Raw genomic sequence first — 26,339 nt, forward strand, 5'->3', positions numbered from 1 at the left:
ATAGAAGGCGCGTGCTGACCCGGCCCTCCGAGAGGAACCCCTCCCGTGTCTGCCCTTCGTCACCGCCTGCTGGCGGCCGCCGTCACCGTCCCGCTCCTGACCGTGGCACTGGGCGCCTGCGGCTACGGCTCCCAGGCCAAGAAGGACACCGGCGCCGGTGTCGCGCCCAAGGGTGCCAAGACCGACGGGCTCGATCACGTCACGATCGGCGTCTTCGGCAACACCACGCACGCCACCCCGCTGGTCGGCCTCCAGACCGGCCGGTTCCAGAAGGAGCTGGGCGGCACCGAGGTGAAGTCGTCCACCTTCAACGCGGGCCCGGCGGAGATCGAGGCGCTCAACTCGGGCGCCATCGACATCGGCTGGATCGGCCCCTCCCCGGCGATCAACGGCTACGCCAAGTCGCACGGCAAGAGCCTGAAGATCATTGGTGGTTCGGCCTCCGGCGGGGTCTCGCTGGTGGTCAACCCCAAGAAGATCAAGAGCCTGGACGATCTCAAGGGCAAGACGATCGCGACCCCGCAGCTGGGCAACACCCAGGACGTCGCGCTGCTGCACTACCTGGCCCAGAAGGGCCTCAAGGTCGACGCCACCACCGGCAAGGGCGATGTCACCGTCCAGCGCACCGACAACAAGGTGACACCGACGGTCTTCCAGCAGGGCGGCATCGACGCCGCGTGGGTGCCCGAGCCGACCGCTTCCAAGCTGGTCGCCGAGGGCGGCAAGACGCTGCTGGACGAGAAGAAGCTGTGGAAGGACGGGAAGTTCGTCATCACGAACATGATCGTCTCGCAGAAGTTCCTCAAGGAGCACCCCAAGGCCGTCGAGGCGGTGCTGCGGGCCTCGGTGAAGACCAACGACTGGATCCGGTCGCACCCGGCCGAGGCGAAGAAGGCCCTCAACGACAAGCTCGGCTCCTCGGACGTCTCGGGCAAGTCGCTGCCGGACAAGGTCATCGACCCGGCGTTCAAGAACGTCGACATCACCGACGACCCGCTGGCCGCCACCCTCCAGGAGGAGGCGGACCACGCCGTCAAGGCGGGTCTGCTCAAGAAGCCCGACCTCAAGGGCATCTACGACCTCACGCTGCTCAACAAGGTGCTGAAGTCCCAGGGCAAGCCGCCGGTCTCCGACGCCGGACTCGGCAGCAAGTAGCCCCCTCCCCGCAGTACCGCACTCCCCCCAGGAGGTGACACCGATGACGACCACCACCACGCTCAGCAAGCAGCGGCCCGCCACGGCGGACACGAACACCACCGTGCCGTACGCGGCCCGCATCGACCACGTCTCGAAGTCGTTCGGCCGCACCGGCGCACAGCAGCATGTCCTGGACGACATCAGCATCGATGTGGCGCCCGGTGAATTCGTCTGCCTCCTGGGGGCCTCGGGCTGCGGCAAGTCCACCCTCCTCAACCTCGTGGCCGGGCTCGACGCTCCGTCCGCCGGCGCCATCGAGACGCCCGGCGGACGGCCGGCCCTGATGTTCCAGGAGCATGCGCTGTTCCCGTGGCTGACCGCGGGCCGCAACATCGAACTGGCCCTGCGGCTGCGCGGGGTGCCGCGCGCGGAGCGCCGGGACGAGGCCGAGCGGCTGCTGGAACTCGTCCGCCTCAAGGGCGCCCACGGCAAGCGGGTGCACGAGCTGTCGGGCGGTATGCGCCAGCGGGTGGCGATGGCCCGCGCCCTGGCCCAGGACAGCCAACTGCTGCTGATGGACGAGCCGTTCGCCGCGCTCGACGCGATCACCCGCGATGTGCTGCACGACGAGCTGACCCGTATCTGGCGCGAGACCAACCTCTCGGTCCTGTTCGTCACCCACAACGTCCGCGAGGCCGTGCGGCTCGCCGAGCGGGTGGTGCTGCTGTCCTCCCGCCCCGGCAAGGTCGCCCGCGAGTGGCGGGTGGACATCCCGCAGCCGCGCCGCATCGAGGACTCCGCGGTCGCCGACCTTTCCATCGAGATCACCGAACAGCTCCGTGGGGAGATCCGCCGACATGGCCAGCACTGAGACCACGCCCGCCGCCGCCCGGAACGCGGACACCGCGGCCGGCGGCACCGCCGCCACGGCCGGTGACATCGCGGGCCTGGAGGCCGGGCTCGACGCCCTGGAATCCCGGGTCGTCGACCGGCAGCCGTGGCTGCGCGCCGCCGCCGCGAAGGCGTTCCCCCCGCTCGTCGCGATCGTCATCGTGCTCGGGCTGTGGCAGCTCGCCTACCACTTCGAGCTGAAGCCGCACTACCTCCTGCCGAGCCCCCTCGACGTCGCCCACTCGCTGCAGCAGAAGTGGCTGGAGGGCACCCTGCTGGGCTTCGTGTGGACCAGTGTCTCCCGCGGCGCCCTGGGCTTTGTGGCCTCCGTCGCGCTCGGCACCGTGCTCGGGCTGATCGTCGCCCAGGTCAAGGCGGTACGGGCCGCGATCGGGCCGATCCTGAGCGGTCTGCAGTCGCTGCCGTCGGTGGCGTGGGTCCCGGCCGCGATCATCTGGTTCGGGCTGAGCGACGCCACGATCTACGCGGTGGTGCTGCTCGGCGCCGTCCCCTCCATCGCCAACGGCCTGGTGGCGGGCGTCGACCAGATCTCCCCGCTCTACCTGCGGGCCGGCCGCACCATCGGCGCCACGGGTCTGACGGGCGTACGGCATGTGCTGCTGCCGGCCGCCCTGCCCGGCTACATCGCCGGCCTCAAGCAGGGCTGGGCGTTCTCCTGGCGCTCCCTGATGGCCGCCGAGCTCATCGTCAACGCGCCCGACCTGGGCACCGGTCTGGGCCAGTTGCTGGAGCAGGGCCGCGAGATCCAGGACATGTCCTGGGTGCTCGCCGCGATCTTGCTCATCCTCATCGTCGGCATCGGCATCGAGCTGCTGATCTTCGCCCCGATCGAACGCCGGGTGCTGCGCAGCCGCGGCCTCCTCGTGAAGAGCTGACCCATGGACGTACGGCCCCCTCGCCCCACTCTCCTCGTCGTCGCCCACGGCAGCCGCGACCCGCGGCACGCGGCGGCCGTCTCGGCGCTCTGCGCGCGGGTCCGGTCGCTGCGGCCGGGGCTGCGCGTCGAGGTCGGCTACCTCGACTTCAACGCGCCGCGGGTGCCGCGGGTGCTGGAGCGCCTGGCGGCCGAAGGAGAGCGGGAGGTGGTGGCGCTGCCGCTGCTGCTGACCCGGGCCTTCCACGCGAAGTCCGACATCCCGGCGGTCCTGCGGGAGGCGGCCGCGCGGCTGCCGCTGCTGACCGTCCGCCAGGCCGAGGTGCTCGGCCCCTCTCCTCTCCTGACGGCCGCGCTGGAGCGCCGGCTGTCGGAGGCCGGGCTGCGGCCCGGCGACCGCCGCTCGACCGGGGTCGTCCTGGCCTCGGCGGGCTCCTCTGACCCGGAGGCGATCGCAGTGATCGCAGAAATCGCGCGGGAGTGGCGGCACACCGCAGGCTGGTGTGCCGTGCGACCTGCGTTCGCCTCCGCATCTCTTCCCCGCACGGCCGATGCCGTGCGCGCCCTGCGCGCCGAGGGCGTCGCCCGGGTGGCGGTGGCCCCGTACGTCATCGCCCCCGGCTTCCTCCCGGACCGCATCGCCGCCGGGGCCCGCGAGGCGCGGGCCGACGTCCTCGCCCCCGTCCTCGGTCCGGCGCCCGAGCTGGCCCGCCTGCTGCTGCGGCGCTACGACGGGGCGGCCCTGGCCGGCGCCCGCGGGGACCTGACGGCGCTGACCGCCTGACGGGCCCCCGCGGCGCGGCGGGTCAGGGCTGCGGGGCGCGCAGCCAGACCGTCGTCCAGGCCGGCAGCTCGTCGCCGGTGACCGGGGAGGAGGCCAGCAGCACCTCGCCGGGGGGCAGCGGCCGGGGCTCGCCGGACAGGTTGGTCACGCACTCCCAGCCGCCCGAGCGGCGGAAGTGGAGCACGTCCGGGGCGGCGGTCGGCGCGTCGTCGGCCCACTCCAGCGCCTCGTCGGCCAGCAGCCGGCGGCGGGTGGCCAGCGCCGCGCGGTACAGCTCCAGGGGGGACGACGCCACGCCCTGCTGTGCCTCGACGGACAGTTCGCCCCAGCCCGCCGGCTGCGGCAGCCAGGAGCCCCCGCTGCCGAAGCCGTACGAACTGCCCTCGCGGCGCCACGGCAGCGGCACCCGGCAGCCGTCCCGGCCCTTGAGCCGTCCTCCGCTACGGGTCCACACCGGGTCCTGGAGGCTGTCCCGGGAGAGCTCGGCGACCTCGGGCAGCCCCAGTTCCTCGCCCTGGTAGACGTAGCCGGAGCCGGGCAGCGCCAGCATCAGCAGGGTCGCGGCCAGCGCCCGGCGCAGCCCGAACTCCCGGTCCAGGACGGGCTCCTGCCCGTCGGACAGCAGCCAGGCCTCCTCGTCGCGGCCGTCCGGCAGGCCGTACCGCGAGGCGTGCCGGATCACATCGTGGTTGGAGAGCACCCAGGTCGCGGTCGCCCCGGCCGCCCGTGCGTCGGCGAGTGCGGTGTCGATGGCGGCGCGCAGCTCCCCGGCGTGCAGCGAGGTCTTGAGGAAGTCGAAGTTGAAGGCCTGGCCGAGTTCCTGCGGGGTGGCGTACGCGGTGCGGCGCGAGGCGCGCACCCAGGCCTCGGCGACGGCGACCCGCGGCGGGTCGTACTCGTTGAAGACCTTGCGCCAGTCGCGGAAGATGTCGTGCACCTCGTCGCGGTCCCAGAAGGGGTGGCTGCCGTCCTCGGGCAGGTCGCCGGGCGTGTAGCCCTCGACGGTGCCGATGTCGCGGAGCGGCGCGGCCAGGTCCTTGGCCAGGCCGTGGGCCACATCGACGCGGAAGCCGTCGACGCCGCGGTCGGACCAGAAGCGCAGGGTGTGCCGGAAGTCGGCGCGGACCTCGGGGTTGTCCCAGTTGAAGTCGGGCTGCTCGGGGGCGAAGAGGTGGAGGTACCACCAGCCGTCGGGCAACCGGGTCCAGGCGGGGCCGCCGAAGCAGGAGACCCAGTCGGTGGGCGGCAGTTCGCCGTGCTCGCCCTTGCCCTCGCGGAAGACATAGCGCTCGCGCGCGGCGGATCCGGGCTCGGCGCGCAGCGCCTCCTGGAACCAGACGTGCTGGTCGGAGGAGTGGTTGGGGACGATGTCCACCATCACCTTGAGGCCCAGGCGGTGCGCCTCGGCCACCATGGCGTCGAAGTCGTCGAGGGTGCCCAGACGCGGGTCGACATCGCGGTAGTCGTCGACGTCGTAGCCGCCGTCGGCCAGTTGCGAGGGGTAGAAGGGGCTCAGCCAGAGGGCGTCCACACCGAGGTCGGCGAGGTAGGGCAGCCGGGAGGTCACGCCGGGCAGGTCGCCGATGCCGTCGCCGTCGGCGTCGGCGAAGCTGCGCGGATACACCTGGTAGACGACGGCCTGCCGCCACCAGTCGGTGGTGTTGCGGTCGGTGCCGAGGTGCTGTGCGGTCACGGAAGGGCCTTTCGGTACGGGAGCGGTCGCATGGGCACCTCCCAGCGCTAGCTGGGGGAGGAATACGGCGCGGTGCGGCGCCGGGTGCGGTCGGGTGCGGCTGGGCCGGCGGGCCTTCGGGGTGCCGGTCTCATCCCTTCACCGCCCCGGAGGTCATGCCCGAGACGATCGAGCGGCGGAAGATCATGACGAGGATGCCGATGGGCAGGGTGGCCGCCACGGCCCCCGCGAAGAGCGTCCCGTAGGGGACCGTGTACTGGCTGGTGAACAGGGCGATGCCGACGGGGACGGTGCGGTGCCCGTCCTCGCTGTTGAAGGTCAGCGCGAGCAGGAACTCCGACCAGGTCGCGGTGAAGGTGAAGATGCCCGCGGTGAACAGCCCCGGCCGGGCCAGGGGGGCGATGACGGTCAGGACGGTGCGCAGCGGTCCCGCGCCGTCCACGGTGGCGGCCTCCTCCAGCTCGCGGGGGACGCCGGCCAGGTAGTTGCGCATGATCCAGATGGCGAACGGGAGGTTGAGCGCGACATAGGGCACGATCAGGCCCGCGTAGCTGTTGAGCAGCCCCAACTGCCGCTCCAGCAGGAAGAGCGGGACGACCAGCGCGATCGGCGGGAAGACGGACAGCATCAGCAGCGCGGTCATGATGGCGCCGCGCCCCCGCAGCGGGGTGCGGCCCAGGGCGTACCCCGCGAAGAAGGACAGCCCCAGCACGACGACCGTGGAAACCGACGCCACCAGCACGCTGTTGAGCAGATAGCGGCCGATGCCGTTGCGGACGAACGCCTCGGCGTAGTTGCCGAGCGTCGCGGCCTTCGGCACCAGGGTCGGCGGGGCGGCGCTGATCTCGCCCGGTCCCTTGAAGGACGACGCGATCATCCAGTACAGCGGCAGTGCCGACAGCACGACGATCGCCAGACCGCCCAGGTTGACGGCGTTGACGTACCGGCGGATGCCGGACGCCGGGGCACTGCGGCTCATGCCCGCCCTCCTTCGTCGGCCTGCGTCCTGAAGACCCGCAGGAAGAGCAGACAGCAACTGATCACGATGACGGCGGTGGTGGTCGCCACCGCCGCGCCACGGCCGATGGCGAGGTTCTGGAAGAGCGTCTTGTACCCGAGGATCGCCAGCGACTCGGTGGCGGTGCCCGGACCGCCCTGGGTCAGGACGAAGGGCAGGTCGAAGATGCCGAAGGCCTGCAGGATGCGGAAGAGGACGGCGATGGCCATGATCGGACGCAGTTGCGGCAGGGTCACCTTCCAGAACGTCGTCCAGGTGCCAGCGCCGTCGATCTCTGCCGCCTCGTAGACGTCGCCGGGAATCAGCATCAGCCCGGCGAGGACGACAATCGCGACAAAGGGTGTGGTCTTCCAGACGTCGACCACCACCATGGCGCCCATGGCGGAGGCGGGCTGCCCGAGGATGTCCGGCTGATGGCCGAGGAACTGCTCGAAGAGCCAGGTCAGCCCGCCGTAGGTGCCGTTGAAGAGATACCCCCACAGCTGGGCGGCGACGACATTGATCAGGGCCCAGGGCAGCAGCAGGACCGCCAGCACCCAGCCGCGGGCGGCCCCCAGCCGTTCCAGGACGAGGGCGGCCGCGGTGCCCAGCACCAGTTCCAGCAGGACGGTGACGACGGTGAACCCGAAGGTGAAGAAGAGCGCCTGGCGCCACTCCGGGCTGCTCAGCACGGCGGCGTAGTGGTCGCCGGTCAGGGACAGGATGCGGAATCCGCCGTACTCCAGACGGACATCGGCGAAGCTCAGCAGCACCGAGAAGAGCACCGGGAAGACGGTCACGGCGGCGATGGTCAGCAGCGCCGGGGAGGCGAAGAGCCAGCCGGTGCGCGCCCGGCGGCGCCTGCTCACCCGGCCGGGACCGTCGCCGCGCGGCGCCTGCGCCGGAGGCGGACCGGCCTGCTCCGCGGCGGGGCGGCGCGATGCGGGGGCGGAGGATGTCATGGCGTTCACAGCGCTCTGCCTTCCAGCGCGGTCCGGATGTCGGCGCGGGCGGCACGCAGCGCCTGGGCGGGCGTTGCCCGGCCGCCGATCACGGCGTTGGCCCGGGTGTAGAGCGCCTTGCTGACCTGGGGGTAGTACGGGGTCTGCACCGGCCGGGCGACCAGATGCAGTTCGCGGACCCGGGTGAGCGTCGGATCGCCCACCGCCCGGGCCTCCGGCCGGGTCAGCACCTCTTCCATCGCCGGGATCACCCCGGCGTGCTTCAGCAGGATCATCTGCGCCTCCTCACCGGCACAGAACCGGGCAAAAGCAACCGCGGCCCCGAGGTGGCGCGAGTTGGGGTTGACGAAGTTGCTCCAGCCCCCGGCGCAGCTCACCCCGCGCGGACCGGCACCCTCGAACCCGGGGCGCGGCGCGACGCCGACCCGGCCCGCCACCTTGGAGGCCGAGCGGTCGGCCGCATTGCCCCAGGCGTAGGACCAGTTCCGCAGAAAGACGCCGCGGCCGCCGGTGAAGGCGTCCTGCGAGTCCGCCTCCACATAGGTGGCGACCGTCGAGGGCGTCACCCCGGTCTCGGTGAACTCCCGCATCAGCGCGAAGGCCCGCTCCGCGCCCGCCCCGTCGAGCGCCACCCGCCCCGCGCCGTCCAGCACGGGGGCCTGGGCGTCGGCCAGGAACTCGGCGACGTTGCAGGTCAGCGACTCCGATACGGACCCCTGCCAGAGGAATCCGTACGCGGCGTCGCCGGCCCGCTGGATGGTGCGCGCGGTCCGCAGCAGCTCCTCCCAGGTGCGGGGCACCGGCCGGCCGTGCTTGGCCAGCAGGTCCTTGCGATAGAAGAGGAAGGCGCTGTCGGTGTAGAAGGGCAGCGCGTACACGGCGCCGCGGTATTCGCTGACCCGCCGCAGGGCCGCCGGGTAGGACGTCCAGAAGTCCTTGGGCAGCAGCGTCTGCAACGGCAGCGCCAGGGAGTTGCTGCCGAACTGGGCGGGCCAGGTGGTGTCGCCGAGATAGACATCGGGGGTCGGTGAGGCGCCCGCGAGCTGGGTGGTGACCGCGGCGCGGTTGGCGTCGGTGGCGCTCAGGGCGTTCGATTTTCGGACATGGATGTGCGGATGGCGGCGCTGGAAGGCGCGGATGATCAGGTCCGCCACCACGGGGCCGTTCCGGGCGGGGATTTCGGACACCCACCAGGTGAGAGTGGCCGGGGTACGCGGGACCTGGGCGGCCTGGGTCAGCAGGGTGTCCAAGGGCTTGCCCGCGCAACCGCTGGTGAGCCCGGCTCCGGCGGCGAGAGCGCCGGCGAGCAGGGTTCTGCGGCTCAAGGCCATGAGTGCTCCTCACGTCTTGGCTGTCATCGATGACAGCGCTTGCAGGCTAGAAGTGGCCTTGTCGTCAGGTCAACGGCTCGTGAACGAGAGATTTCGAGGGAATTCCCTGGCAACGCTGTCATCGCCCTTTTGTGCTAGCGTCCCCGCATGTCCTCAGCGCAGAGCGAGGCCACGATGGCCGACGTGGCCCAGCGGGCGGGGGTTTCGGTGTCCACCGTTTCGCGCACCTTGCGCGGACTGCCGACGGTTTCGGACACGACGCGCGCCCGAGTGGAAGCCGCAGCCCGCGAACTCTCCTTCGCGATCACCCGCAGCGCCTCCAGCCTCGTCACCGGCCGCACCGGCAGAGTCGCCGTCCTGATGCCGGACCTGGCCTCGTGGTTCCTGAGTTCGGCGCTGTCCGGCATGGCCCCCGCGTTGCGCGAGGCGGGCCTTGAGCTGCTGGTCTACAGCGTGACCGATGTGCACGAACGGGCCGACTTCTTCGACCGGTTGCCGGCCCGCCGCAACGCCGACGCCCTGCTCGTGGTCAGCTTCTCCCTCTCCCCCGCCGAACGCGCCCGGCTGGACCACCTCGGCATGCCCCTGGTCTTCGTCAGCCAGCACGCCCCGGGCCGGCCCAGCGTCTACGTGGACGACGAGGACGCCGCCCTGCGCGGCACCCGCCATCTGATCAACCTCGGGCACCGGCGGATAGCCTTCCTCCAGACCTCCGACACCACGGGCTTCGCCTGGAGCAGCAAGAACCGCCTCACCGGGCACCTGCGGGCCCTGGCCGAAGCCGGGCTGGAGCACGACGAGTCGCTCGTCATGAGCGTGCCGGACTGGAAGGGCGGCGGCATGGCCCCGGCCGTGGGCCGGCTGCTGAGCCTCCCGGACCCGCCGACCGCCCTGTTCACCGAGACCGACGACATGGCCTTCCGCCTGCTCGCAGCCCTGCGCGAGGCCAACGTCCCGGTACCGGGCCGGGTTTCGGTGATGGGCTTCGACGACCATGTCATGGCCGCGGTCATGGGCCTGACGACACTGGCCCAGCCCGCCGTGGAAATCGGCCGCGCCGCCGTCCGCCTCACCCGCGCCGTCATCGACGACTCCGACGGCGCCCACGAACGCCACATCGTGCTGCCGACCGAACTCGTCCCCCGCGGCAGCACGGGGCCGCCGCCGGGCAGGGGGTAGGGCAACCTCGCCTCCCCGCCTCGGCTGTGCCCGCACGGAGTTGGCCGTGCCGAGTGGTTCCCGGATGTTGACGGACGGGGGGTAGGGCTACGCGCTGCCGGCTGACGTGTGAGCCGGCAGGGAGGGCGACGAGGAACTACGAGGCCGGACCCAGTGTCGGCACCGGAACTGCCGCGGACCCGCGGCCCCGTGTACGGGCGCGGAGGCCCCGAGCCCGGGGCGAGCCCCGGAGCCGAGTGCGGGCCCCCGGAGCTGAATGCGGGCCCCGGAGCCGAGTGCGAGCCCCGGAGCTGAATGCGAGCCCCGGAGCCGAATGCGGACCCCTGGTGCCTGGTCCGGGCGCAGAGCCGGTGCGGGGCGCGGGCCGGCTACTGCCCCCGGGCCGTTCACCGGACACGAACCGGCTCCATGCACCGGACCGGAGCAGGACCGGAGCAGGACCGGATGCGGGCCCGAGCCAGGCTGCCGGCCGCGGGTCCGAGCCCGTTCACCCACCCCGGACCCGGCGCCGGGCGCGGGCCCGCCCCCTACCCACCCGGCACCCGCTCAGCCCGGACAGACGACCCCGGACCGGGAAGCTGACCTAACTGACCTTGCTGACCACCCCTGACTCTTCAACAGCGCCCTTCCTTCGGATGTCATGGGGACCGCACGCCCGCCGGTGCGGCCGGAGACGATCTGGGGGAACTGATGCTGGACAGGAGTTATGTCGTGCCCTGGGGGAAGCGGGGCAGCATCTCGGCCGGTGCCGAGGCGGCCGTACTGACCGAACTGGCCCGCGACACCGTCCCGTTGCCTGCGGGCAGTCGGCGCGAGGCGTTCGAGCGCTCCTTCGCCGACACCGTCGGCAGCCGCCACGCGATCTCGGTGACCAGCGGCACGATCGCCCTCCGCCTCGCGGTCCGCCTGCTCGGCCTGGCCCCCGGCGACGAGGTGATCGCCACCCCGCAGACCCACCGGGCCACCGTCCAGCCGCTGTGCGACCACGATGTACGCGTCCGGTTCTGCGACATCGACCCGGCGACCCTGAACATCGACCCGGCCGCGCTCGAAGCGCTGATCACTCCTCGCACCAGGGCCCTGCTGCTGGTCCACTACGGCGGCTGCCCGGCCGAGATGGACACCATCATGGCGCTGGCGCGGCGCCACGGCGTCGTCGTGCTGGAGGACTGCGCACATGCGCTGGGCGCCCGCTACCGCGGACGGAGTCCCGGGTCGCTGGCCGACCTCGCCGCCTTCAGCCTCCGCAACGCCAAGAACGGCGCCCTGACCGGCGAGGGCGGCGTGATCACCTGCGACCGGGACGACTGGGCCGAGCGCCTCCGTCTCCTGCGCACCGCCGACCGGGACACCCGGATCGTGCGCACCCCGCCGGCCGGGGCGGCGCGGCCGGGTCTGCTGCCGTGGACCGCGCACACCGAACCCCTGCACCGCGGCTCCCCACGACGGCCCGGCAGCGACGCGACGATGCCGGACGCGGTGGCCGCCCTCGGACAGGCCCAGCTCACCGGGCTGAGGGCCGCCGTCGGCCGCCGCCGCGCCCTCGCCGCACGGCTCGACGAGGTGCTCGCCCGCTACCCCTTCATCACACCCCAGTCGGCACCCCCGCACAGCGAGCACGCCTACCACCTCTACACCTGCTTCGCCGACCGGCAGGAACTGCGCGACCGGCTCGTCCTGGCCCTGGACCGCAGAGGCGTGGAGATCCAACTGCGCTACTTCCCCCAGCATCTGCTGCCCCAGTGGCGCCACCGGGGGCATCTGCGCGGCGAGTGCCCGGCCGCCGAACGCAGCTGGTTCGACCAGCACCTCAACCTCCCCTGCCACCCGCTCCTGACATCCCCTCAGGAGGACTACCTCGTCGAGGCCCTGGACGCATCGCTGGCCGAACTGAACGGCGGACCACCGACGCCGGCGGCGCTGCCGATGACGGCCTGCGGTCGGTACTAGGGAGGCAGGCGGGGGTCCGGCCATGGCCAATCCTCCCTGCACGGTTCCTAGGTTGCGGTCGTCGTGGCCTCCACGTGCTTCTTGATGAGTTCGTAGGAGCGAAGGCGGTCGCGGAGGTCGTAGACGGGTGTGGTCAGCATCAGTTCGTCCGCCCCGGTCTCGACCGCCAGTTGCGCGAGCCGGTGGACGACGGTCTCCGGCGTACCGACGGCTTGCTGCGCACGGAAGCCGGCCAGTGCCCGTCGCTCCTCGGCCGTGAAGACATGGGCCGCCGCGTCCGCGGGCGTGGGGAACGGGATCTCGCTCAGGCCCTTGAGGAGCCCGGCCTTGACGACGTCCATCGCCCCGACGCGCCACGCGGCCTCCTCTTCCGTCTCGGCGCACACCGCCTCCACGCACACCAGCACCCGAGGTCGCTCGCACCAACGGGACGGGGTGAACCCGGCCCGGTAACGCTCCAGCACCGCACGGGTGTTGTCCGGCCGGATGTGGTGCGCGACGGCGATGGGCAGGCCGAGCTCAGCGGCGAGCGCGGCACCTGCCGTGCTGGAGACCAACAGCCACGGCTCCGGCAACGGGCCGAGGGCCACTTCGTCGACCAGAAAGGACAGGATCGCGGCCACGTCGCCGTGGTACTCCGCATCCGTCGTGGGCCCGGCTCCGCGGCGCAGCGCACGGGCGGTGGCTTCGTCGAACGTGCCGGGACCGCGGCCGATCCCCAGATCGATCCGGTCCTCGTGCAAGGCCGCCAGCGTCCCGAACTGCTCCGCGAGGGTGAGGGGCGCGTGGTTGGGGGCCAGTACACCGCCCGAACCGAGACGGATGGCCGAGGTCGAAGCGGCGGCGTGCGCGGTCAGCACGACCGGTGGGAACGCGCCGATGGCGGGCGAGTGGTGATGCTCGGCGTACCAGATCCGGTGGTAGCCCAGCCGTTCCAGCCCCTGCGCGAAGGCGGTGGTGTCGCGCAGGGTCTCCACGGCTCGGGTACCCGCCTGAACCATCGCGACTTCCAGCGCTGAGAGAGGTACTTCGATCATGTCGTCAGCATAGGGATCGAATGTTCGAGAAGGGCCCTGTTATTCCTGTTCATGACCACGAAGTTCCCTTGGTGGGGAGGAGTTGGAATGGCAGGCGAGTTCGGATGGGGGCAAGTGGAGTGAGGTGGTGGGCCGGATGCGGATTCGGCATCTCCCTATCGATGCACGGCATGCGCATCCGGCTTTCCCCGCGCCCGGTTCCCCGGCACCCGAACCGCCAGGCCATGGAGGCGCTATAGGAGTGCGGTCGCGCCTGCCCGCACCCCGTCGCGCGTCTTACCTCTTTCCGCTTCTCACGCCGCCCCTACGGGAGTTGTCCGCTCCGGACGGTAATCGGCCCGTCCCTTTTCGTAGACCGTGAGCCCGCGCGACAGCCGCAGCGGAACCAGCAGGAGTTCCACGATGAGGGCCTTCCAGGCGTAGACGAGGTTGACGGCTTTGGTCGCGTAGACGCACGGAATGTTGCCCAGCACGCCCAGGACCGGGAGTTTGCGGCGGTGGGCGGCGTAGAGGAGCGGGGGGATCGTCAGCAGCAGTTCGGCTCCTGCCCACCAGGCTAAGGCGAGTGGGAGTGGCTGGTGGACCGTCGCGGCGACCACGAAGGGTGTCGCCCACCAGAGCGGTGCGGTGAGGATCTCCAGGAGGGCGAGGAGCACCCAGACCGCCAGCAGGGGTTTGCGGACGACCAGCCGTCCGAGGTGCAGCCGGACGTTCTGGCAGAAGCCGGCCATCCAGCGCCAGACCTGTTTGCGCAGGTAGGTGAGGTCTTCCGGATCGGCGGCGAGGGCCACGGCATCGGAGACGTAGACCGCGCGTCTGCCCGCGATCTGCTGGGACCAGGTGTAGTCCATGTCCTCGACGATGGTCCGTTCGGGAAATCCGCCGAAGGCCATCAGATCGTCGCGCCGGAAGACGGAGCAGCAACCCGAGCACACCATGGGGCTGTTGGCCCGGGCCTGGATGGGGCGGTGCCAATGGAAGCCGAAGAGATACTCGGTGGAGCGTCCGCGCTCCCAGATGGTGCGGGTATGGCGGGTGCGGACCGTGCCTGCCGCGACCGAGACCTCGGGGTCGTCGAAGACGGGCAGGACGGTCTCGAGGTAGTCCGGGGCGAGGACGGTGTCCGCGTCGACGGCCAGGACGAGGTCGGTGGTGCACTGCGGAAGGGCGTAGTTCTGCGCCTTGGCCTTGCTGCCGAGATTGGCCGGCGGGCGCAGCACGGTGACTCCGTGTGAGGCCGCCACCTCTCCCGTACGGTCCGTGGAGGCGTCGTCCACGACCAGGATCCGGTCAGGCCGGACCGTTTGCCCGGCGAGCGACTCCAGTGTGGCCGGCAGCCCCTCCTCCTCGTTGTGAGCGGGCACGATGACGGTGATGGTGTGCAACTCGATCTCCCCCTGTCTTGCGGATCGCGCCGACTACGACCGTGAACAGTCCGATCACGCCGTAGACCATGGTGCTGATGCCGATGAACGGCAGTCCTCCGTGCATGTCACCGACGGTAGCGAGACCCGGCCCCGAGCGGTTCCGGAGGAGACCTCCTGTGGATAACTCGGCGGAGCGGAAAGAGGAGTTGCCGAGTTGCGGGAAGAGGGAGGATCGGCCTACGCGCCTTCCGGAGTGGCCGGTGTCTGCCGCGGTGTGCCGTGGTGCTGGTCGAGCAGGCGGGTGCGGAAGAGGTCGAGCACCTCGTCCAGTGCGGCACGGGTCGGCTGGCCGGGTTCGTCGATGAGGTGCTCGGTCAGCACGGAGTGCGGCGGCAGCACGGCGTCGGGGTTCGCGGCGTCGTCGTCCAGTTCGACGGCGGTGAACGCGGCACCGAGTTGGCGGCGCAGGTAGGCGAACCGGTCGTCCGGCACCAACCGGTCCGAACGGAACCGCAGGCCCATGACCCCAAGGCCCTCGCGCTCGCAACGCCCCCGGACGGCGGCGAGGTCTTCGGCGGAGATGTCGATGCGTGCGGCCCGGCTCCTGGTGACGGGCAGCGGCAGGGACGGCTGGGACAGGACCGGGGCGACCAGGCGCTCATCGGCCGCCATGGCCAGGGCGAAGCCGCCGGTGAGGCACATCCCGACGGCACCGACGCCGGGACCGCCGCAGCGCTCGTGCTCGTACGCGGCCAGGGCCCGCAGCCAGGTCACCACGGGGGACGTCTTTCCGGTGGCCAGCACGGTGAATTCCCGGCTCACGCACACCTTCCACATCGACGAGGCCGTGTAGAGCCCGGCCTTCAGCCGGCCGGCGGACGCGGGGTCGGCGTCGCGGCCGGGCGTGCCGAAGAGCACCGGGAGCACGGCCGTACAGCCGATGGCGGCCACGCGTTCCGCGAAGGCCAGCACCTTGGGCGTGATGCCGGGGATTTCCGCCATCACGATCACCGCGGGCCCCGTACCGCGCCGCAGGACCCGGCGGGTGGCGCCGTCGTGGGTGAAGGTGCTGCGGTCGAATCCGGTCAGGTCGTGATCTGCCATGGACTGCCACCGTTCGGGTCGGTTGGGGTTGTTCACTGGTGGGGTCGTTCATTGAGCGGGCGCGGGCGGGGTCGGATGCCGTTGCACCCCGAAGCGACCCGGCTCACACACGTCAACGTGACCCTATCCAGAGGCAGTTGAGGCACTCGCATCCCCGCGCGAAACCAGCCCCCCACCATCCCCGCCCCTCACCGCAACGGCGCCGGCCGCCGCGCCCCGTGGGGGCGAGCGCGGCGGCCGGCGTGTGGTGCTGAGGAGGCGAGGTGGTTACTCGACGACCTTCAGCAGCTTGTTGGGCGTGCCCTCGCTCGGGTTGCTGATCTTGTCGGGCGTGGCGCCGGCCGTCAGGGCCTTCTCCACGTCCGCGGGCTTGGCGTCCTTGTGACCCGCCAGGTAGACCGCGGCGGCACCCACGACGTGCGGGGTGGCCATGGACGTACCGGAGATGGTCTTGGTGGCGCCGTCGTTCCAGTCCGAGGTGATGTCGGAGCCCGGAGCGTAGAGGTCGACCGCGCTGCCGAAGTTGGAGAAGTCGGACTGCTGGTCGCCCTTGGTGCTGGAGGCCACGGTGATGGCCTCCTTCACGCGCGCCGGCGAGCTCTGGCCCGCGTCGGAGGACTCGTTGCCCGCCGCGACACCGAAGGTGACACCGGCGTCGATGGCCTTCTTCACGGCCGAGTCCAGCGCCTCGTCCACGCCGCCGCCGAGCGACATGTTGGCGACCGAGGGGCCCTTGTGGTTCTTGGTGACCCAGTCGATGCCCGCGACGACCTGCTCGGTGGTGCCGGAGCCCTCGCCGTCGAGGACCTTGACGGCCACGACCTTGGCCTTCTTGGCGACACCGTGCTCGGTGCCGGCGATGGTGCCGGCGACGTGCGTGCCATGGCCGTTGTCGTCCTCGGCCTTGTCGCTCTTGTCGATGGCGTTGAAGCCGTACGACGCGCGACCGCCGAAGTCCTTGTGGCTGATGTGGATGCCGGTGTCGATGACGTACGCGGTGACGCCCTCACCCGCGGCCTCGGGGTACTTGTACTTCTTGTCGCCCTTGGTGTCCGTCTGGTCGATGCGGTCCAGGCCCCACGACGGCGGGTTGGCCTGGCTGGCGTCGATGTGGAACTTCTTGTTCTGCACGACCTTGTCGACGGACGGGTCGGCGGCGAGCTGCTTGGCCTCTTCCTCACTCAGGCCGGATGCCGAGAAGCCGTCGATGGCGGAGGAGTACTGCCGCTTGACCTGGCCGCCGTACTTGGACGCCAGATCACCGCTCTCGGCGGTGCGGACCGACTTCTTCAGCATGACGATGTAGCTGCCGTTCACGGCACCCTTGGCCTCGGCTCCGTAGATCTTGCCTTCGGCGGCGGGCGACGCACCCGCGGTGACCGCGGTGACGGCGGCGATACCAGTGGCGGCTACCGCGGCGGATATCGCCGTGACGAGCCGCTTCTTGCTGGAACGCTTGTGAGCCATTGCGAGGATTCTCCTCGTTCGTGGTGTGGGGGGAAAGCGTTGCGCAATAGCCCGAACAGACCGGAAGATCTGCGTCGGACTGGTTCGAAACCCTGTCTGATTGGTGAGTTCAATTCAAGGCTCGTCGGAGCGTGTGAGATAGCCAACAAGGGCCCCTGAGCCGAGAAATGTTTCAGAAGTGGTCAAAGGGAACGAGGAGTTGAACCGGAGCGACTCAACTCCGTTTACACAGGCGCAATAGAGGGTTTCGCCGAGATGGCGAAGGCCTCGGGCCCGGCGGACCGACACGGTCGGACGCGGCATGCCGCACGAGCGCTCCGTGCCAGGCCGGCGCCTTCATTTCCCTCTGTTTCAGGGGCAGTTGAGCGGCACGCCTGCCGGGGACCGCACCGGGACCGCTCAGCGCTGATAGCGGGCCAGGACCAGATTGCCGTCCCCGACGAGCCGCTTCTTCAGGGCGTTCAGGTCGATGGCCCCGCTGTAGTACTCCTGCAGACCGGGAGTGGCGACCTTGTCCTTCCACTCCGGATAGCCGCGGACGGACTGGGCGGGGGCGGAGCGCAGAGTGCTCGCGAGCGCGGTACCGGTTGCCCAGTCGTAGCGGGCGGCCCGGAGCGCCGGATGCCTGAGCGCCTCCCGGCCCGTGGGCAACAGCCAGTCCCCCAGGGCGAGCCGGACCATGTTCGGCGGCCGGAGGAAGAAGTCGATGAAAGCCATCGCCGCTTCCTTGTGCGGGCAGTCCTCCGCGATCGACAGGGTCTGCGGGCTCACCCCCTGGTCCAGGGCGCTGCCCTTGGGGGCGGGCAGCACCGTCCAGTCGAAGCCCTTGGGCGCCTGCTGGACGATCTGCTGACGGTAGGAGAAGCCGAGCGGCACCATCGCACAGCGCCCGGCGAAGAAGCCCGGGAGGGTGTCGGAGCCGCCCATGCCCAGGGTCGTACGGGAGGCGCTGCGGTCGACGTTCACCTGGTCATGGATGGTGCGCGGCACCACCTGGTCGACGGCGTCGAAGCGGACCTCCACCGTGCCGTCGGGGTGACGGTGGAACATCCGGCCGCCCGTGGACAGGGCGAGGTTGAGGGTGGCCGAGACGGGTTCCTTCAGCGGCCAGGCGACGCCGTGGTCGGTGCCGCGGGTCAGCCGCTGCGCCGCCTGGGCGAACTCCTCCCAGGTCCAGGGGTCCTCGGGGGTGGGGAGGCGCACCCCGGACCGGTGCAGTTTCGCGCGGTTGGCGATCAGCACCCGCGGTTCCTGGAGGAACGGGACGCCGTGGATCCGGCCGTCGAACGTGGCGGTCTCCCAGCTCCGCTGCGGGATGTCGCGTCGCAGGCGCGGGGGCAGGAGGGCGGTGAGGTCGGCGAGGTCCCCGCCGTAGGCGAAGTCCGCGAGGTCGTCGGTGGCGTCGTGGATGATGTCCGGTGCCTCGCCGCCCTCGAAGGAGGTCAGCAGCTGGTCGTGGACGGTGGGCCAGGCTCCCTGGACGTACTGCACCTGGATCTCGGGGTGCTGTCTGTTCCATTCGGCGACCAGTTGCTTGTTGGCCTTGAGGGAGTCCTGCTGCCAGGCCAGCGACTGGAAGCGCAGGGTGATCCGGCCGCCGGACGTGCGCCGCCGCCGGTCGCCGGAACAGCCCGGCAGCAGGGCGGCCGCGGGCAGTGCGGCGGTGGCCGCGAGCAGGCCCCGCCGGGTGAAACGGGCCGGGGGCGCGGGGGTGTGGTCGTGGCCCATCAGTTCTTCACCGCCCCGGCGAGCATCCCGCCCGTGATCCGCCGCTGGATGACGGCGAAGAGGAGCAGGCTCGGGAGGGTGGCGAGGAGCGCGGCGGCGGCGAGCGGGCCGAGGTCGGCGACGCCCTCCGTGCCGAGGAAGTGGGTCAGCACCACCGGCAGGGTCTGCTTTCCGGGCGACTTGAGCAGGACCAGGGCGAAGAAGAACTCGTTCCAGGCGGTGATGAAGGCGAACAGTGCGGTGGCGACGATTCCCGGGGCGAGCAGCGGTGCGGTGACCGAGACGAGCGTCCGGAGCCGGCCCGCGCCGTCCACGGCCGCGGCCTCCTCCAACTCGGGTGGTACGGCCCGGACATAGCCGGTCAGCATCCACAGGGCGAACGGCAGCGACCAGACGACATAGACCAGGATCAAACCGATCCGGGAGTCCACCAGATGGAGCCCCTTGAGGATCAGGAAGAGCGGGATGATCACCAACACCAGCGGGAAGGCCTGGCTGATCACGACCCAGCCGGTGGCCGCCCGCGAGAGCCGGGTGCGGTAGCGGGCCAGGACGTACGCCATCGGGGTCGCCAGCACGATCGCGATGAGCGCGGAGACCGCCGCGGCCAGCAGGCTGTTGGCCGCGGCCGCCGGCAGGGGCTGTTGGGCGAAGGCCTGCCGGAAGTTCTCCAGGGTGGGCGCCTCGGGTATCCACGTGGGGTGGAGGCTGCCGAGTTCCCGGGGTGGCTTGAAGGCGGTGGAGAGCAGCCAGAGGAACGGGAAGGCGAGGAAGACGAGATAGGCGAGGAGCGCGGTGTACTGGCCGGCGCGGGTGGCGGTGCGCCGGGCATAGGGGGCGGCACCCCGTCGGCGGGGGCGGGTGGGGGCCGTGTGCCGTCGGGCGGTGGGGGCGTTCCCCGTGCCGCTGCTCTCGCTGCCGCTCACCGGTCGTCGTCCCCCTTCAGCCGGCCGGCCAGGTAGAGCGCCAGCAGGACCGAGATCACCGCCACCATCGCCAGGCCCATCGTGGCGGCGTAGCCGAACTGCCCGTAGCGGAAGGCCTCTTCGTAGGCGAAGAGCATCGGCAGCCGGGTGCGGCCGCCCGGGCCGCCGTCGGTCAGCACGAAGACCAGGGCGAACGAATTGAAGTTCCAGATGAAATTGAGCGCGGTGACGGAGAGGGCGATGGGCCTGAGGGCGGGCCAGGTGACGGTGCGGAAGCGGCGCCAGGCGCCCGCGCCGTCCATGGCCGCGGCCTCGTGGAGTTCGCGCGGCACATGTTGCAGGCCGGCCAGGAGGGTCACGGTGGTCTGTGGCATCCCGGCCCAGATGCCGACGACGATGACCGCGGGCAGGGCGGTGGCCAGGCCGCTCAGCCAGTCCGGGCCGTCGGCGGCGCCGGACAGACCGAGGCCGCGCAGCGTCTCGTTCAGGATGCCGGCGTCCGGGTGGTAGACCAGCCGCCACATGATGCCGACGACGACCTCCGGCATCGCCCACGGGACGATCGCCAGCGCCCTGGCCAACCAGCGCAGCCGCAGCGGGAGGTGGAGCAGCAGGGCCAGGCCGAGGGCGAGGAAGAACTGCGGGACGGTGACCCCGAAGGCCCAGACCAGTCCGATCCGGAAGGAGTCCCAGAACAGGGTGTCGTGGAACAGGTCGGAGAAGTTCAGCAGCCCCACGGCGCGGGTGGCCTGGGTGCGGCCCGACTGGGCGTCGGTGAACGCCAGCCCGATGCCGTAGAGCAGCGGTCCGACGCTCAGCAGCAGGATCGGGATCAGTGCGGGCAGCACGAGGAACCAGGCGCCGTGATCGCGCCGGGTGCGGGCGGCGGGGTCCGCGGCCGCCGGCCCGGACCGCCGGGGCACGGTCGCCAGGCTCACGGCAGGGACTCCGCGGAGCACGGCCCGGCCGGTCCGCCGTCGGGTGGCCCCGCGGTCGGCGCTGCTGCCATCGCTTCCCCTCTCCCCCGTCGGCCGAGCCCGGTCGTGCGCCCGGCTGTTGCCGGCCAGGCCCGCTGCTACCGGCCGTGGCGAGCCGCTCCCGGCCGCCGTCATCGTCGTGACGGCGGCCACATCCGTCAAGGTCCCGGCCGGTTTCCTCGAAGGATCTCCCCATCCGGGAGGTCTTCCGGGGCGGCCCGGGCGACCTGCGACACTGGTCGCGTTCACGCACCGCAGGAGGCCCCGATGACCGAACCGAGCCCCGCCGCCTTCACGGAAGCGCGCGCCCGGGACGTACTGGCCGCGGCCGGGCGCCCCGAGGCGGCAGCCGACGCCGCGCTGCTCTCGCTCGGCGAGAACGCCGTCTTCGCCCTCGGCGGCAACGGGCCGGTCGTACGGGTGGGCCGCAGCGCCGAACTCCTGGCGCGGGCCGAGCGGGAGCTGCGGGTGGCGCAGTGGCTGGCGGCCGAGGGGGTGCCGGCCGTACGGGCCGCGGAGACCGTCGCCACCCTGGTCGACGGGCACCCCGTCACCTACTGGCACCGGCTGCCGGAGGCCGTCCGGCCGGCCGGACCGGACGATCTGGCCGCCCTGCTGAAGCTGGTCCACGCCCTGCCGGAGCCGCCGTTCGCGCTGCCCCGGCGCGAACTGCTCGGTGGCGTCGAGCGCTGGCTGCGGCTGGCCGGCGATGCCGTCTCGGCGCCGGACGCGGAGTATCTGCGCGGGCGGCGGGACGCGTTCGCGGCGGCCGCCACGGCCCTGGAACCGCATCTGCCCCGTGGTCCCATCCATGGCGATGCGCTGACCCGCAACGTGCATGTCGGGCCCGACGGACCGGTGCTGGTCGACCTGGAGACCTTCTCCTTCGACCTGCGGGAGCACGACCTGGTCGTGATGGCGCTCAGCCGGGACCGCTACGGCCTGTCCCCGGACGCGTACGACACCTTTGTGTCCGTCTACGGCTGGGACGTACGGGACTGGGAGGGCTGCGCCGTCCTGCGGGGGTCGCGGGAGACGGCGAGCTGCGCCTGGGTGTCCCAGCACGCGCCCGGAAACCCGGCAGCGCTCAAGGAGTTCCGCCGCCGGATCGCCTCGCTGCGCGAGAAGGACGCGACGGTGCGGTGGTACCCCTTCTGAGCCGGGCGACCGGAGCCGGGGGCCAACGGGCGCCCCGAGCCGGGCGAGCGGCTCCGTCCTGAGGGAGTCCGCCGAGCCCGTCGCACGTCACGGCCGGGACGGCACCTGCCGCTCGGTCAGACTCCGGCCTGGTACGGGATCAGGGGCCAGGCCGGCTCGACTATCGCCTGCGGGTCGCCGGAGCGCCGCAAATACGCCTGGAACGAGGCGGCCTGTTCGGCGGCCGCCTGCTCCTGGAGGGCGTGCAGCGCGCGGGGCGACGGGAGCGCGACGGCCGGGAACGTCTCCCCGATGCGCCGGGCGACCCCGGCCGCGGCCGCCGCGTCGGCACCCGCCTCGTGCGCGCCGTCCAACGGGACGCCGTAGTGGCCGCAGAGCGCCTGCAGTGCGCGCTTCCCCTTGCGGTAGCGGTCCACGTGCTTGTCCAGGACGAGGGGGTCGATGACCGGGGCGGGCGCGTGGCCGAGGCGTTCGGTCAGCGTCCGCAGGCCGTGGCGCCGGCACTCGCGGTCCAGGAGGGAGAGGTCGTAGCGGGCGTTCATCACCACCAGCGGGATGTCCGCGCGCAGGGCATCGGCCAGCGCTTCGGTGATCTCCTCTATGGCGGTCGCCGGCGGGCTGCCGTGCTCTCGGACATATGCGGTCGAAATGCCGTGAATGGCCGCGGCTTCCTCAGGGATCGGCACCCCGGGATCGAGCAGCCAGGTCTGCTGCGCGGCCGTGTGGCCGTCCCCCTCCAGCCGGATCAGCGCGGCGGTGACGATGCGGTCCTGCTCGACGTCGGTGCCCGTGGTCTCCAGATCGAAGCCGACCAGCAGCTCCTGATGCCAGCTCATGCCGAAACCTCACCGCGTCCGGTCGCGCACGCGCTCGGCGCGCACCCTTCCACAGTTCCCTCGCTACGCTCGCTCATACGGCCTCCTTCGGTGGTACTTCCCCCGTTGCCCGCCCACTCTCGCACGCACCACTGACAACCGACCGGCCGCCCGGCGCGACGGGCGGCCCCGGGCGGCCGCCGCCGTGGGGTGCGGCCGCCCACCCGGCTCCTCCCGGCGTCGGCCGGGGAAAGCGTCACGGGCCCACGGATACCGGAAGGACACCCCTAGGCTGACCGCCATGGACCTACGGCTGGCAGGACAGGGCGCCCTGGTGACGGGCAGCAGTTCGGGAATCGGGGCGACGATCGCCCACATGCTGGCGGACGAGGGCTGCGACGTCCTCGTCCACGGGCGGGACGCCGGGGCCGCGACGGTCGTCGCCGAACAGGTCGCGGCCCGGGGCGTACGGGCCGAAGTGGTGCTCGGCGATCTGACGGAACCGGGCGTCGCCGAGCAGGTCGCCCTCACCGCACGCGACTTCGGGGCCCGCATCCTCGTCAACAACGCGGGCCCGTTCGCCGAGCAGGACTGGGAGAGCTCGGGGCCGGCCGACTGGCGGGCCGCCTTCGAGGGAAACGTGCTGCCGACGGTGCGGGTCAGTCAGACACTCCTGCCGTCGCTGCGTGCGCACGGCTGGGGCCGGGTGATCACCATCGGCAGCCGGGCGGTACGGACACCCCTGCCCAACATGGCGGCGTACTCCGCCGCCAAGGCCGCCGTGGTGAACATGACCACCAGCCTGGCCCGGCACCTCGCCGGGACCGGCGTCACCGCGAACTGTGTGAGCCCGGGAGTGATCGTCACCCCCTCCATGGCCCGGATGTTCGAGGAACGGGCGGGCGCGGACGAGGGCTCCGGGGCGGGCGCCGCTGACGGACCGGACGAAGCGAAGATCGTCGCCGAGTACGCCCCCAACCCGAGCGGACGGCTGGGACGCCCGGAGGACATCGCCGCCGCGGTCACCTACCTTGCGAGCCCCCTCGCCGACTACGTCAACGGGATCGAGCTCCGGGTCGACGGCGGGATCACGGGGACTCCGTGAGCGACACCCTCCGTGAGCGGCCCCCGGGCCGGCGCCCCCGGTGCCGCCTTGCCGAGCCGCTTCCGCGCCACCCGGTGCCGCTCCGCCCCGGAGGCGCCCCCGCCGCTCAGGAAACCGGCCGCGAGTCCGCCCACATGCTCTCGAATTCCTCCCGGTAGGTCTCGAAGAGACCGTGGTCGCCGTCGCGGGCGTCCCTGGCGTCCTGGCGGACGACCTCCCTGCCGCCGCCGCGCAGGACGAGGACGGGCGACTCCATGCCGCGGCTCTTGCGGAGGTAGGGCTGGACGACGGCCACGCCGTCGGGGCCGTCGCCGTCGACGAGGTAGGCGGTGAAGCGGGGGGTCTCGTCGAAGACCTGGATCTCGAAGGCCCCGGGGTCGCGCAGCCGGGCGCGCACCCGCCGCATATGGAGGATGTTCATCTCGATGGAGCGGCTCATCTCGCCCTTCTTCAGGCCGATTTCGCGCTCCCTGCGGCGGACCGCGCTGCTGGCCGGGTTGAGGAAGAGCAGGCGGACGCGGCAGCCGGATTCGGCGAGCCGGACCAGGCGGCGGCCCGAGTAGTTCTGGACCAGGAGATTGAGTCCGATTCCCACGGCGTCGAGCCGGCGGGCGTTGCCGAAGAGGTCCTCGGCGGGGAGCTGGCGTTGCAGCCGCACCCGGTCGGAGTGCACCCCGATGACGTCGGCGTAGCGGTCGCCGACGAGGTCCTCCACCGCGTCAATGGGCAGCCGACCGGAGATACGGGTGCCGACGCCGGAGCCGAGGAGGTCCAGGAGGCGGGCGGAGGCGCGCTCGGCCTGGGCGAGGACCGTCTCGGACAGGGCCCGGTTGCGGGAGACGATGTTGCGGGCGACCTCGAGTTCGTCGAGGGCCAGCTCGACCTCGCGGCGGTCGTCGAAGTACGGCTCGAAGCAGGGCCAGTGCTGGACCATCAGTTCGCGGAGTTGCGGCAGCGTCAGAAAGCTGACGATGTTGTCGTCGGCGGGGTCGAGGAGGTAGCCCTTGCGGCGGCTGACCTCGCGGACGGCGACCGCGCGCTGGACCCACTCCTGTCCGGCGGGTCCGGCCGCGGCGATGACCCATTCGTCGCCGTGCACCGGCTCGTAGATGGGCCGCAGGACGGCCGCGACGACGGCCCGCAGCCGTTGCTCGACGAGATTCAGCCAGATATAGGCGCGTCCGGCCCGCCGGGCCCGGGTGCGCACCTCGCTCCAGGCGTCGGCGCCCCAGTCCAGCTCCGCCCCGATCTCCAGCGGGCGTGCCAGGGACACCGCGCCGGGCGGTGCGTCGACGGAGCCGCCCTCATGGCCCTCATGACTCTCGTCACCAGGGGGCAACTCCAGCCCGCCGCTCACCTGCCACCGCCTTCCGAACCCCCGTGCCAACGATCAAGGCAGACTACTGCGGTGCGGGAGGCGGTGCAGCAGGATGGATCGAGTCGGTTACCAACTCCCCTTATCCATAGTGCCCGTTGTGCCCGGACAGTGCGGGTGGAGTGAGCGGATTCATAGCCGTGACGTCACGGGGAACGAGCTGGAAGCCCTGCCAGTGAACAGGCATGGGCTCCTGGTCCTCGTCCCTGGCGATGTGGTGGAACCCGATGTTGACCCACGCGATGGGGTGTTTCAGCGGCTGGCCGTTGACCCAGGTGTCGACGCTCCGGCCGGCCCGGGCTCCGCAGTTGGCCAGGTTGTTGCTGGCGAACTGCTCACATTTGTTGTACTCGGTGAAGTAGATGTCGTGCCGGGTGTAACTGCGGCCGGTGTACTTGCTGCTGGCGCCCGGGACGATCTCGTACGAGCGCGGATGGCCGTCCCGGTTCTTGCCGGCGTTGCTCACCACCCGCCACCAGCGCAGCGCGCCGGTGTCCCCGGCCAGCTCCTTGGTGACGGGGGTGCGTGTGGTGCGGATGGTGGGGGTGCGGCCGCCGGGCCGGAGGGTGGTGGCGGAGTCGACCTGCTCGACCGTGTTGGCGGCGGAGCCGTCCAGGCCGAAGTTCAGCCGCCAGAAGACGTTGTGGCTGTGGCTGGTGGCGTAGTCCTTGGCGCCCTTGCCGAGGGGCGCGCCACGGCCGTCGCCGGCGTCGAAGTCGCCGGGCGAGACGGTGCCGGTGGCGCCGACCTGCAAGGTCATGGTGCCGTCACCGGAGAACCGCCACTCGCTGATGTACTCGTACCAGCCGACCTTGTTGACGGTGTAGAGCAGCAGGTCCTTGCCCTGGAGCTGGTAGGTCCTGGCGTGCTCGCCGGGGTAGGGGCCCATCCGGTAGGCGTGGCCGCGGGCGCGGGTGGTGGCGCACAGGCCGCTGACGTCGGGGTGTGCGGGGTCGTAGGCGCCGGGGACCCGGACGGTCTTGATGGTGCCGCCGGGGCATTCGGCGGGGTCGAGCTTCATCAGGCCCTGGGCGAAACCCTGACCGGTGAGGTCGTCGTACTCGTTGCCCCCGTCGTCGTAGGGGACGTGGATCTGGGCGAGTTTGGCGGTGGTGAGCACCTTGATCGGGGCGCGTTCGCCCTTGGGCTGGTAGGAGACGTCGTCCAGGACGAGGCCGGCGTTGCCCTCGTAGTGCCAGCACATCCGCCAGACGGTGCCGCCGTCGAGCGTCTGGGTGATGCGGTAGGCGGGGCTGCAGCGGGGGGCGGGTGCGGCGGCCGGCGGGCCGGCGGCTTCCGGGGCGGCCTGGGCCGGCGGGCCGGTGAGCAGGGCGGCCGCCGCGAGCAGTAAGGGGACCGCGGTGAGGGTCGCGGCGCGGCGGCGCGGACGGCGGGATCCGGCGGGGCTTCTCACGGGCATGCACGTGCTCCTGGGGAGGAGTGGTGGGGGCAGGGCGGTGC

At 71.7% G+C, this 26,339-nt stretch carries 22 protein-coding genes; 8 read left to right on the forward strand and 14 right to left on the reverse strand.

What is annotated here, in order from left to right; translation table 11 throughout:
- Positions 1–45 precede the first annotated feature (45 nt).
- The 4 genes from AB0411_RS03040 to AB0411_RS03055 are packed head-to-tail and all read left to right on the forward strand — an operon-like array spanning position 46 to position 3,707.
- Positions 46–1,155 carry an aliphatic sulfonate ABC transporter substrate-binding protein gene (locus tag AB0411_RS03040; RefSeq protein WP_366415417.1) on the forward strand — a complete coding sequence of 370 codons (1,110 nt, stop codon included), beginning with the start codon at positions 46–48 and terminating at the stop codon, positions 1,153–1,155.
- 43 nt (positions 1,156–1,198) lie between these two features.
- Positions 1,199–2,008: an ABC transporter ATP-binding protein gene (locus AB0411_RS03045; protein ID WP_366415418.1), complete on the forward strand. Its 810-nt coding sequence runs from the start codon at positions 1,199–1,201 to the stop codon at positions 2,006–2,008.
- Positions 1,995–2,924, forward strand: coding sequence for an ABC transporter permease (locus tag AB0411_RS03050; RefSeq protein ID WP_366415419.1), 930 nt, complete (start codon positions 1,995–1,997; stop codon positions 2,922–2,924). The genes AB0411_RS03045 and AB0411_RS03050 overlap by 14 nt, the downstream gene beginning before the upstream one ends.
- 3 nt (positions 2,925–2,927) lie before the next feature.
- On the forward strand, positions 2,928–3,707 hold the full coding sequence (locus AB0411_RS03055) for a sirohydrochlorin chelatase (protein ID WP_366415420.1): 780 nt from the start codon (positions 2,928–2,930) through the stop codon (positions 3,705–3,707).
- A 22-nt stretch (positions 3,708–3,729) separates the two neighbouring features.
- On the opposite strand, the gene AB0411_RS03060 is transcribed toward AB0411_RS03055, so the two are convergent.
- From AB0411_RS03060 to AB0411_RS03075, 4 genes are all read right to left on the reverse strand, one after another.
- Entirely contained in the window at positions 3,730–5,400 is a 1,671-nt protein-coding gene (locus tag AB0411_RS03060; protein WP_366415421.1) for a glycoside hydrolase family 13 protein, read from the reverse strand.
- Between the two features lie 130 nt (positions 5,401–5,530).
- A complete protein-coding gene (locus AB0411_RS03065) occupies positions 5,531–6,379 on the reverse strand; it encodes a carbohydrate ABC transporter permease (protein WP_366415422.1) in 849 nt (282 codons plus the stop codon).
- Positions 6,376–7,359 carry a carbohydrate ABC transporter permease gene (locus AB0411_RS03070; protein WP_366415633.1) on the reverse strand — a complete coding sequence of 328 codons (984 nt, stop codon included), beginning with the start codon at positions 7,357–7,359 and terminating at the stop codon, positions 6,376–6,378. Before AB0411_RS03070 ends, AB0411_RS03065 begins: the two co-directional genes overlap by 4 nt.
- Positions 7,360–7,364: 5 nt before the next feature.
- Positions 7,365–8,690 (reverse strand): extracellular solute-binding protein, encoded by a 1,326-nt coding sequence (locus tag AB0411_RS03075; RefSeq protein ID WP_366415423.1) that lies wholly within the window; start codon positions 8,688–8,690, stop codon positions 7,365–7,367.
- Positions 8,691–8,837: 147 nt separating this feature from the next.
- On the opposite strand from AB0411_RS03075, the gene AB0411_RS03080 reads away from it, so the two are divergent.
- Positions 8,838–9,869 (forward strand): LacI family DNA-binding transcriptional regulator, encoded by a 1,032-nt coding sequence (locus AB0411_RS03080; RefSeq protein ID WP_366415424.1) that lies wholly within the window; start codon positions 8,838–8,840, stop codon positions 9,867–9,869.
- Between the two features lie 690 nt (positions 9,870–10,559).
- Positions 10,560–11,819 carry a DegT/DnrJ/EryC1/StrS family aminotransferase gene (locus tag AB0411_RS03085; RefSeq protein ID WP_366415425.1) on the forward strand — a complete coding sequence of 420 codons (1,260 nt, stop codon included), beginning with the start codon at positions 10,560–10,562 and terminating at the stop codon, positions 11,817–11,819.
- A gap of 47 nt (positions 11,820–11,866) precedes the next feature.
- Here AB0411_RS03085 and AB0411_RS03090 read toward each other — a convergent pair whose 3' ends face one another.
- From AB0411_RS03090 to AB0411_RS03120, 7 genes are all read right to left on the reverse strand, one after another.
- Entirely contained in the window at positions 11,867–12,856 is a 990-nt protein-coding gene (locus tag AB0411_RS03090) for an MsnO8 family LLM class oxidoreductase (protein WP_366415426.1), read from the reverse strand.
- A gap of 293 nt (positions 12,857–13,149) precedes the next feature.
- Positions 13,150–14,241, reverse strand: a complete 1,092-nt coding sequence (locus AB0411_RS03095) for a glycosyltransferase family 2 protein (protein ID WP_366415427.1) — start codon at positions 14,239–14,241, stop codon at positions 13,150–13,152.
- Between the two features lie 219 nt (positions 14,242–14,460).
- Positions 14,461–15,327: a dienelactone hydrolase family protein gene (locus AB0411_RS03100; RefSeq protein ID WP_366415428.1), complete on the reverse strand. Its 867-nt coding sequence runs from the start codon at positions 15,325–15,327 to the stop codon at positions 14,461–14,463.
- A gap of 267 nt (positions 15,328–15,594) precedes the next feature.
- Positions 15,595–16,794, reverse strand: coding sequence for a S8 family peptidase (locus tag AB0411_RS03105; protein ID WP_366415429.1), 1,200 nt, complete (start codon positions 16,792–16,794; stop codon positions 15,595–15,597).
- A 399-nt stretch (positions 16,795–17,193) separates the two neighbouring features.
- Positions 17,194–18,522, reverse strand: a complete 1,329-nt coding sequence (locus AB0411_RS03110) for an ABC transporter substrate-binding protein (protein WP_366415430.1) — start codon at positions 18,520–18,522, stop codon at positions 17,194–17,196.
- Positions 18,522–19,448 carry a carbohydrate ABC transporter permease gene (locus tag AB0411_RS03115; protein WP_366415431.1) on the reverse strand — a complete coding sequence of 309 codons (927 nt, stop codon included), beginning with the start codon at positions 19,446–19,448 and terminating at the stop codon, positions 18,522–18,524. The genes AB0411_RS03110 and AB0411_RS03115 overlap by 1 nt, the downstream gene beginning before the upstream one ends.
- Positions 19,445–20,380 carry a carbohydrate ABC transporter permease gene (locus AB0411_RS03120; protein ID WP_437041261.1) on the reverse strand — a complete coding sequence of 312 codons (936 nt, stop codon included), beginning with the start codon at positions 20,378–20,380 and terminating at the stop codon, positions 19,445–19,447. The genes AB0411_RS03115 and AB0411_RS03120 overlap by 4 nt, the downstream gene beginning before the upstream one ends.
- 312 nt (positions 20,381–20,692) lie before the next feature.
- On the opposite strand from AB0411_RS03120, the gene AB0411_RS03125 reads away from it, so the two are divergent.
- Complete coding sequence (locus AB0411_RS03125; protein ID WP_366415432.1) at positions 20,693–21,583, forward strand: aminoglycoside phosphotransferase family protein; 891 nt, start codon at positions 20,693–20,695, stop codon at positions 21,581–21,583.
- A 116-nt stretch (positions 21,584–21,699) separates the two neighbouring features.
- Here AB0411_RS03125 and AB0411_RS03130 read toward each other — a convergent pair whose 3' ends face one another.
- Positions 21,700–22,419 (reverse strand): exonuclease domain-containing protein, encoded by a 720-nt coding sequence (locus AB0411_RS03130; protein ID WP_366415433.1) that lies wholly within the window; start codon positions 22,417–22,419, stop codon positions 21,700–21,702.
- Between the two features lie 280 nt (positions 22,420–22,699).
- On the opposite strand from AB0411_RS03130, the gene AB0411_RS03135 reads away from it, so the two are divergent.
- Positions 22,700–23,503 carry an SDR family NAD(P)-dependent oxidoreductase gene (locus tag AB0411_RS03135; RefSeq protein ID WP_366415434.1) on the forward strand — a complete coding sequence of 268 codons (804 nt, stop codon included), beginning with the start codon at positions 22,700–22,702 and terminating at the stop codon, positions 23,501–23,503.
- 106 nt (positions 23,504–23,609) lie between these two features.
- Here the strand turns inward: AB0411_RS03135 and AB0411_RS03140 are convergent, their stop codons facing one another.
- Positions 23,610–24,860: an SAV2148 family HEPN domain-containing protein gene (locus tag AB0411_RS03140; protein ID WP_366415435.1), complete on the reverse strand. Its 1,251-nt coding sequence runs from the start codon at positions 24,858–24,860 to the stop codon at positions 23,610–23,612.
- A gap of 100 nt (positions 24,861–24,960) precedes the next feature.
- Positions 24,961–26,298, reverse strand: coding sequence for a copper amine oxidase (locus AB0411_RS03145; RefSeq protein WP_366415436.1), 1,338 nt, complete (start codon positions 26,296–26,298; stop codon positions 24,961–24,963).
- Positions 26,299–26,339 lie beyond the last annotated feature (41 nt).

Source organism: Streptomyces angustmyceticus, assembly GCF_040701845.1.
GTDB lineage: Bacteria > Actinomycetota > Actinomycetes > Streptomycetales > Streptomycetaceae > Streptomyces > Streptomyces angustmyceticus_A.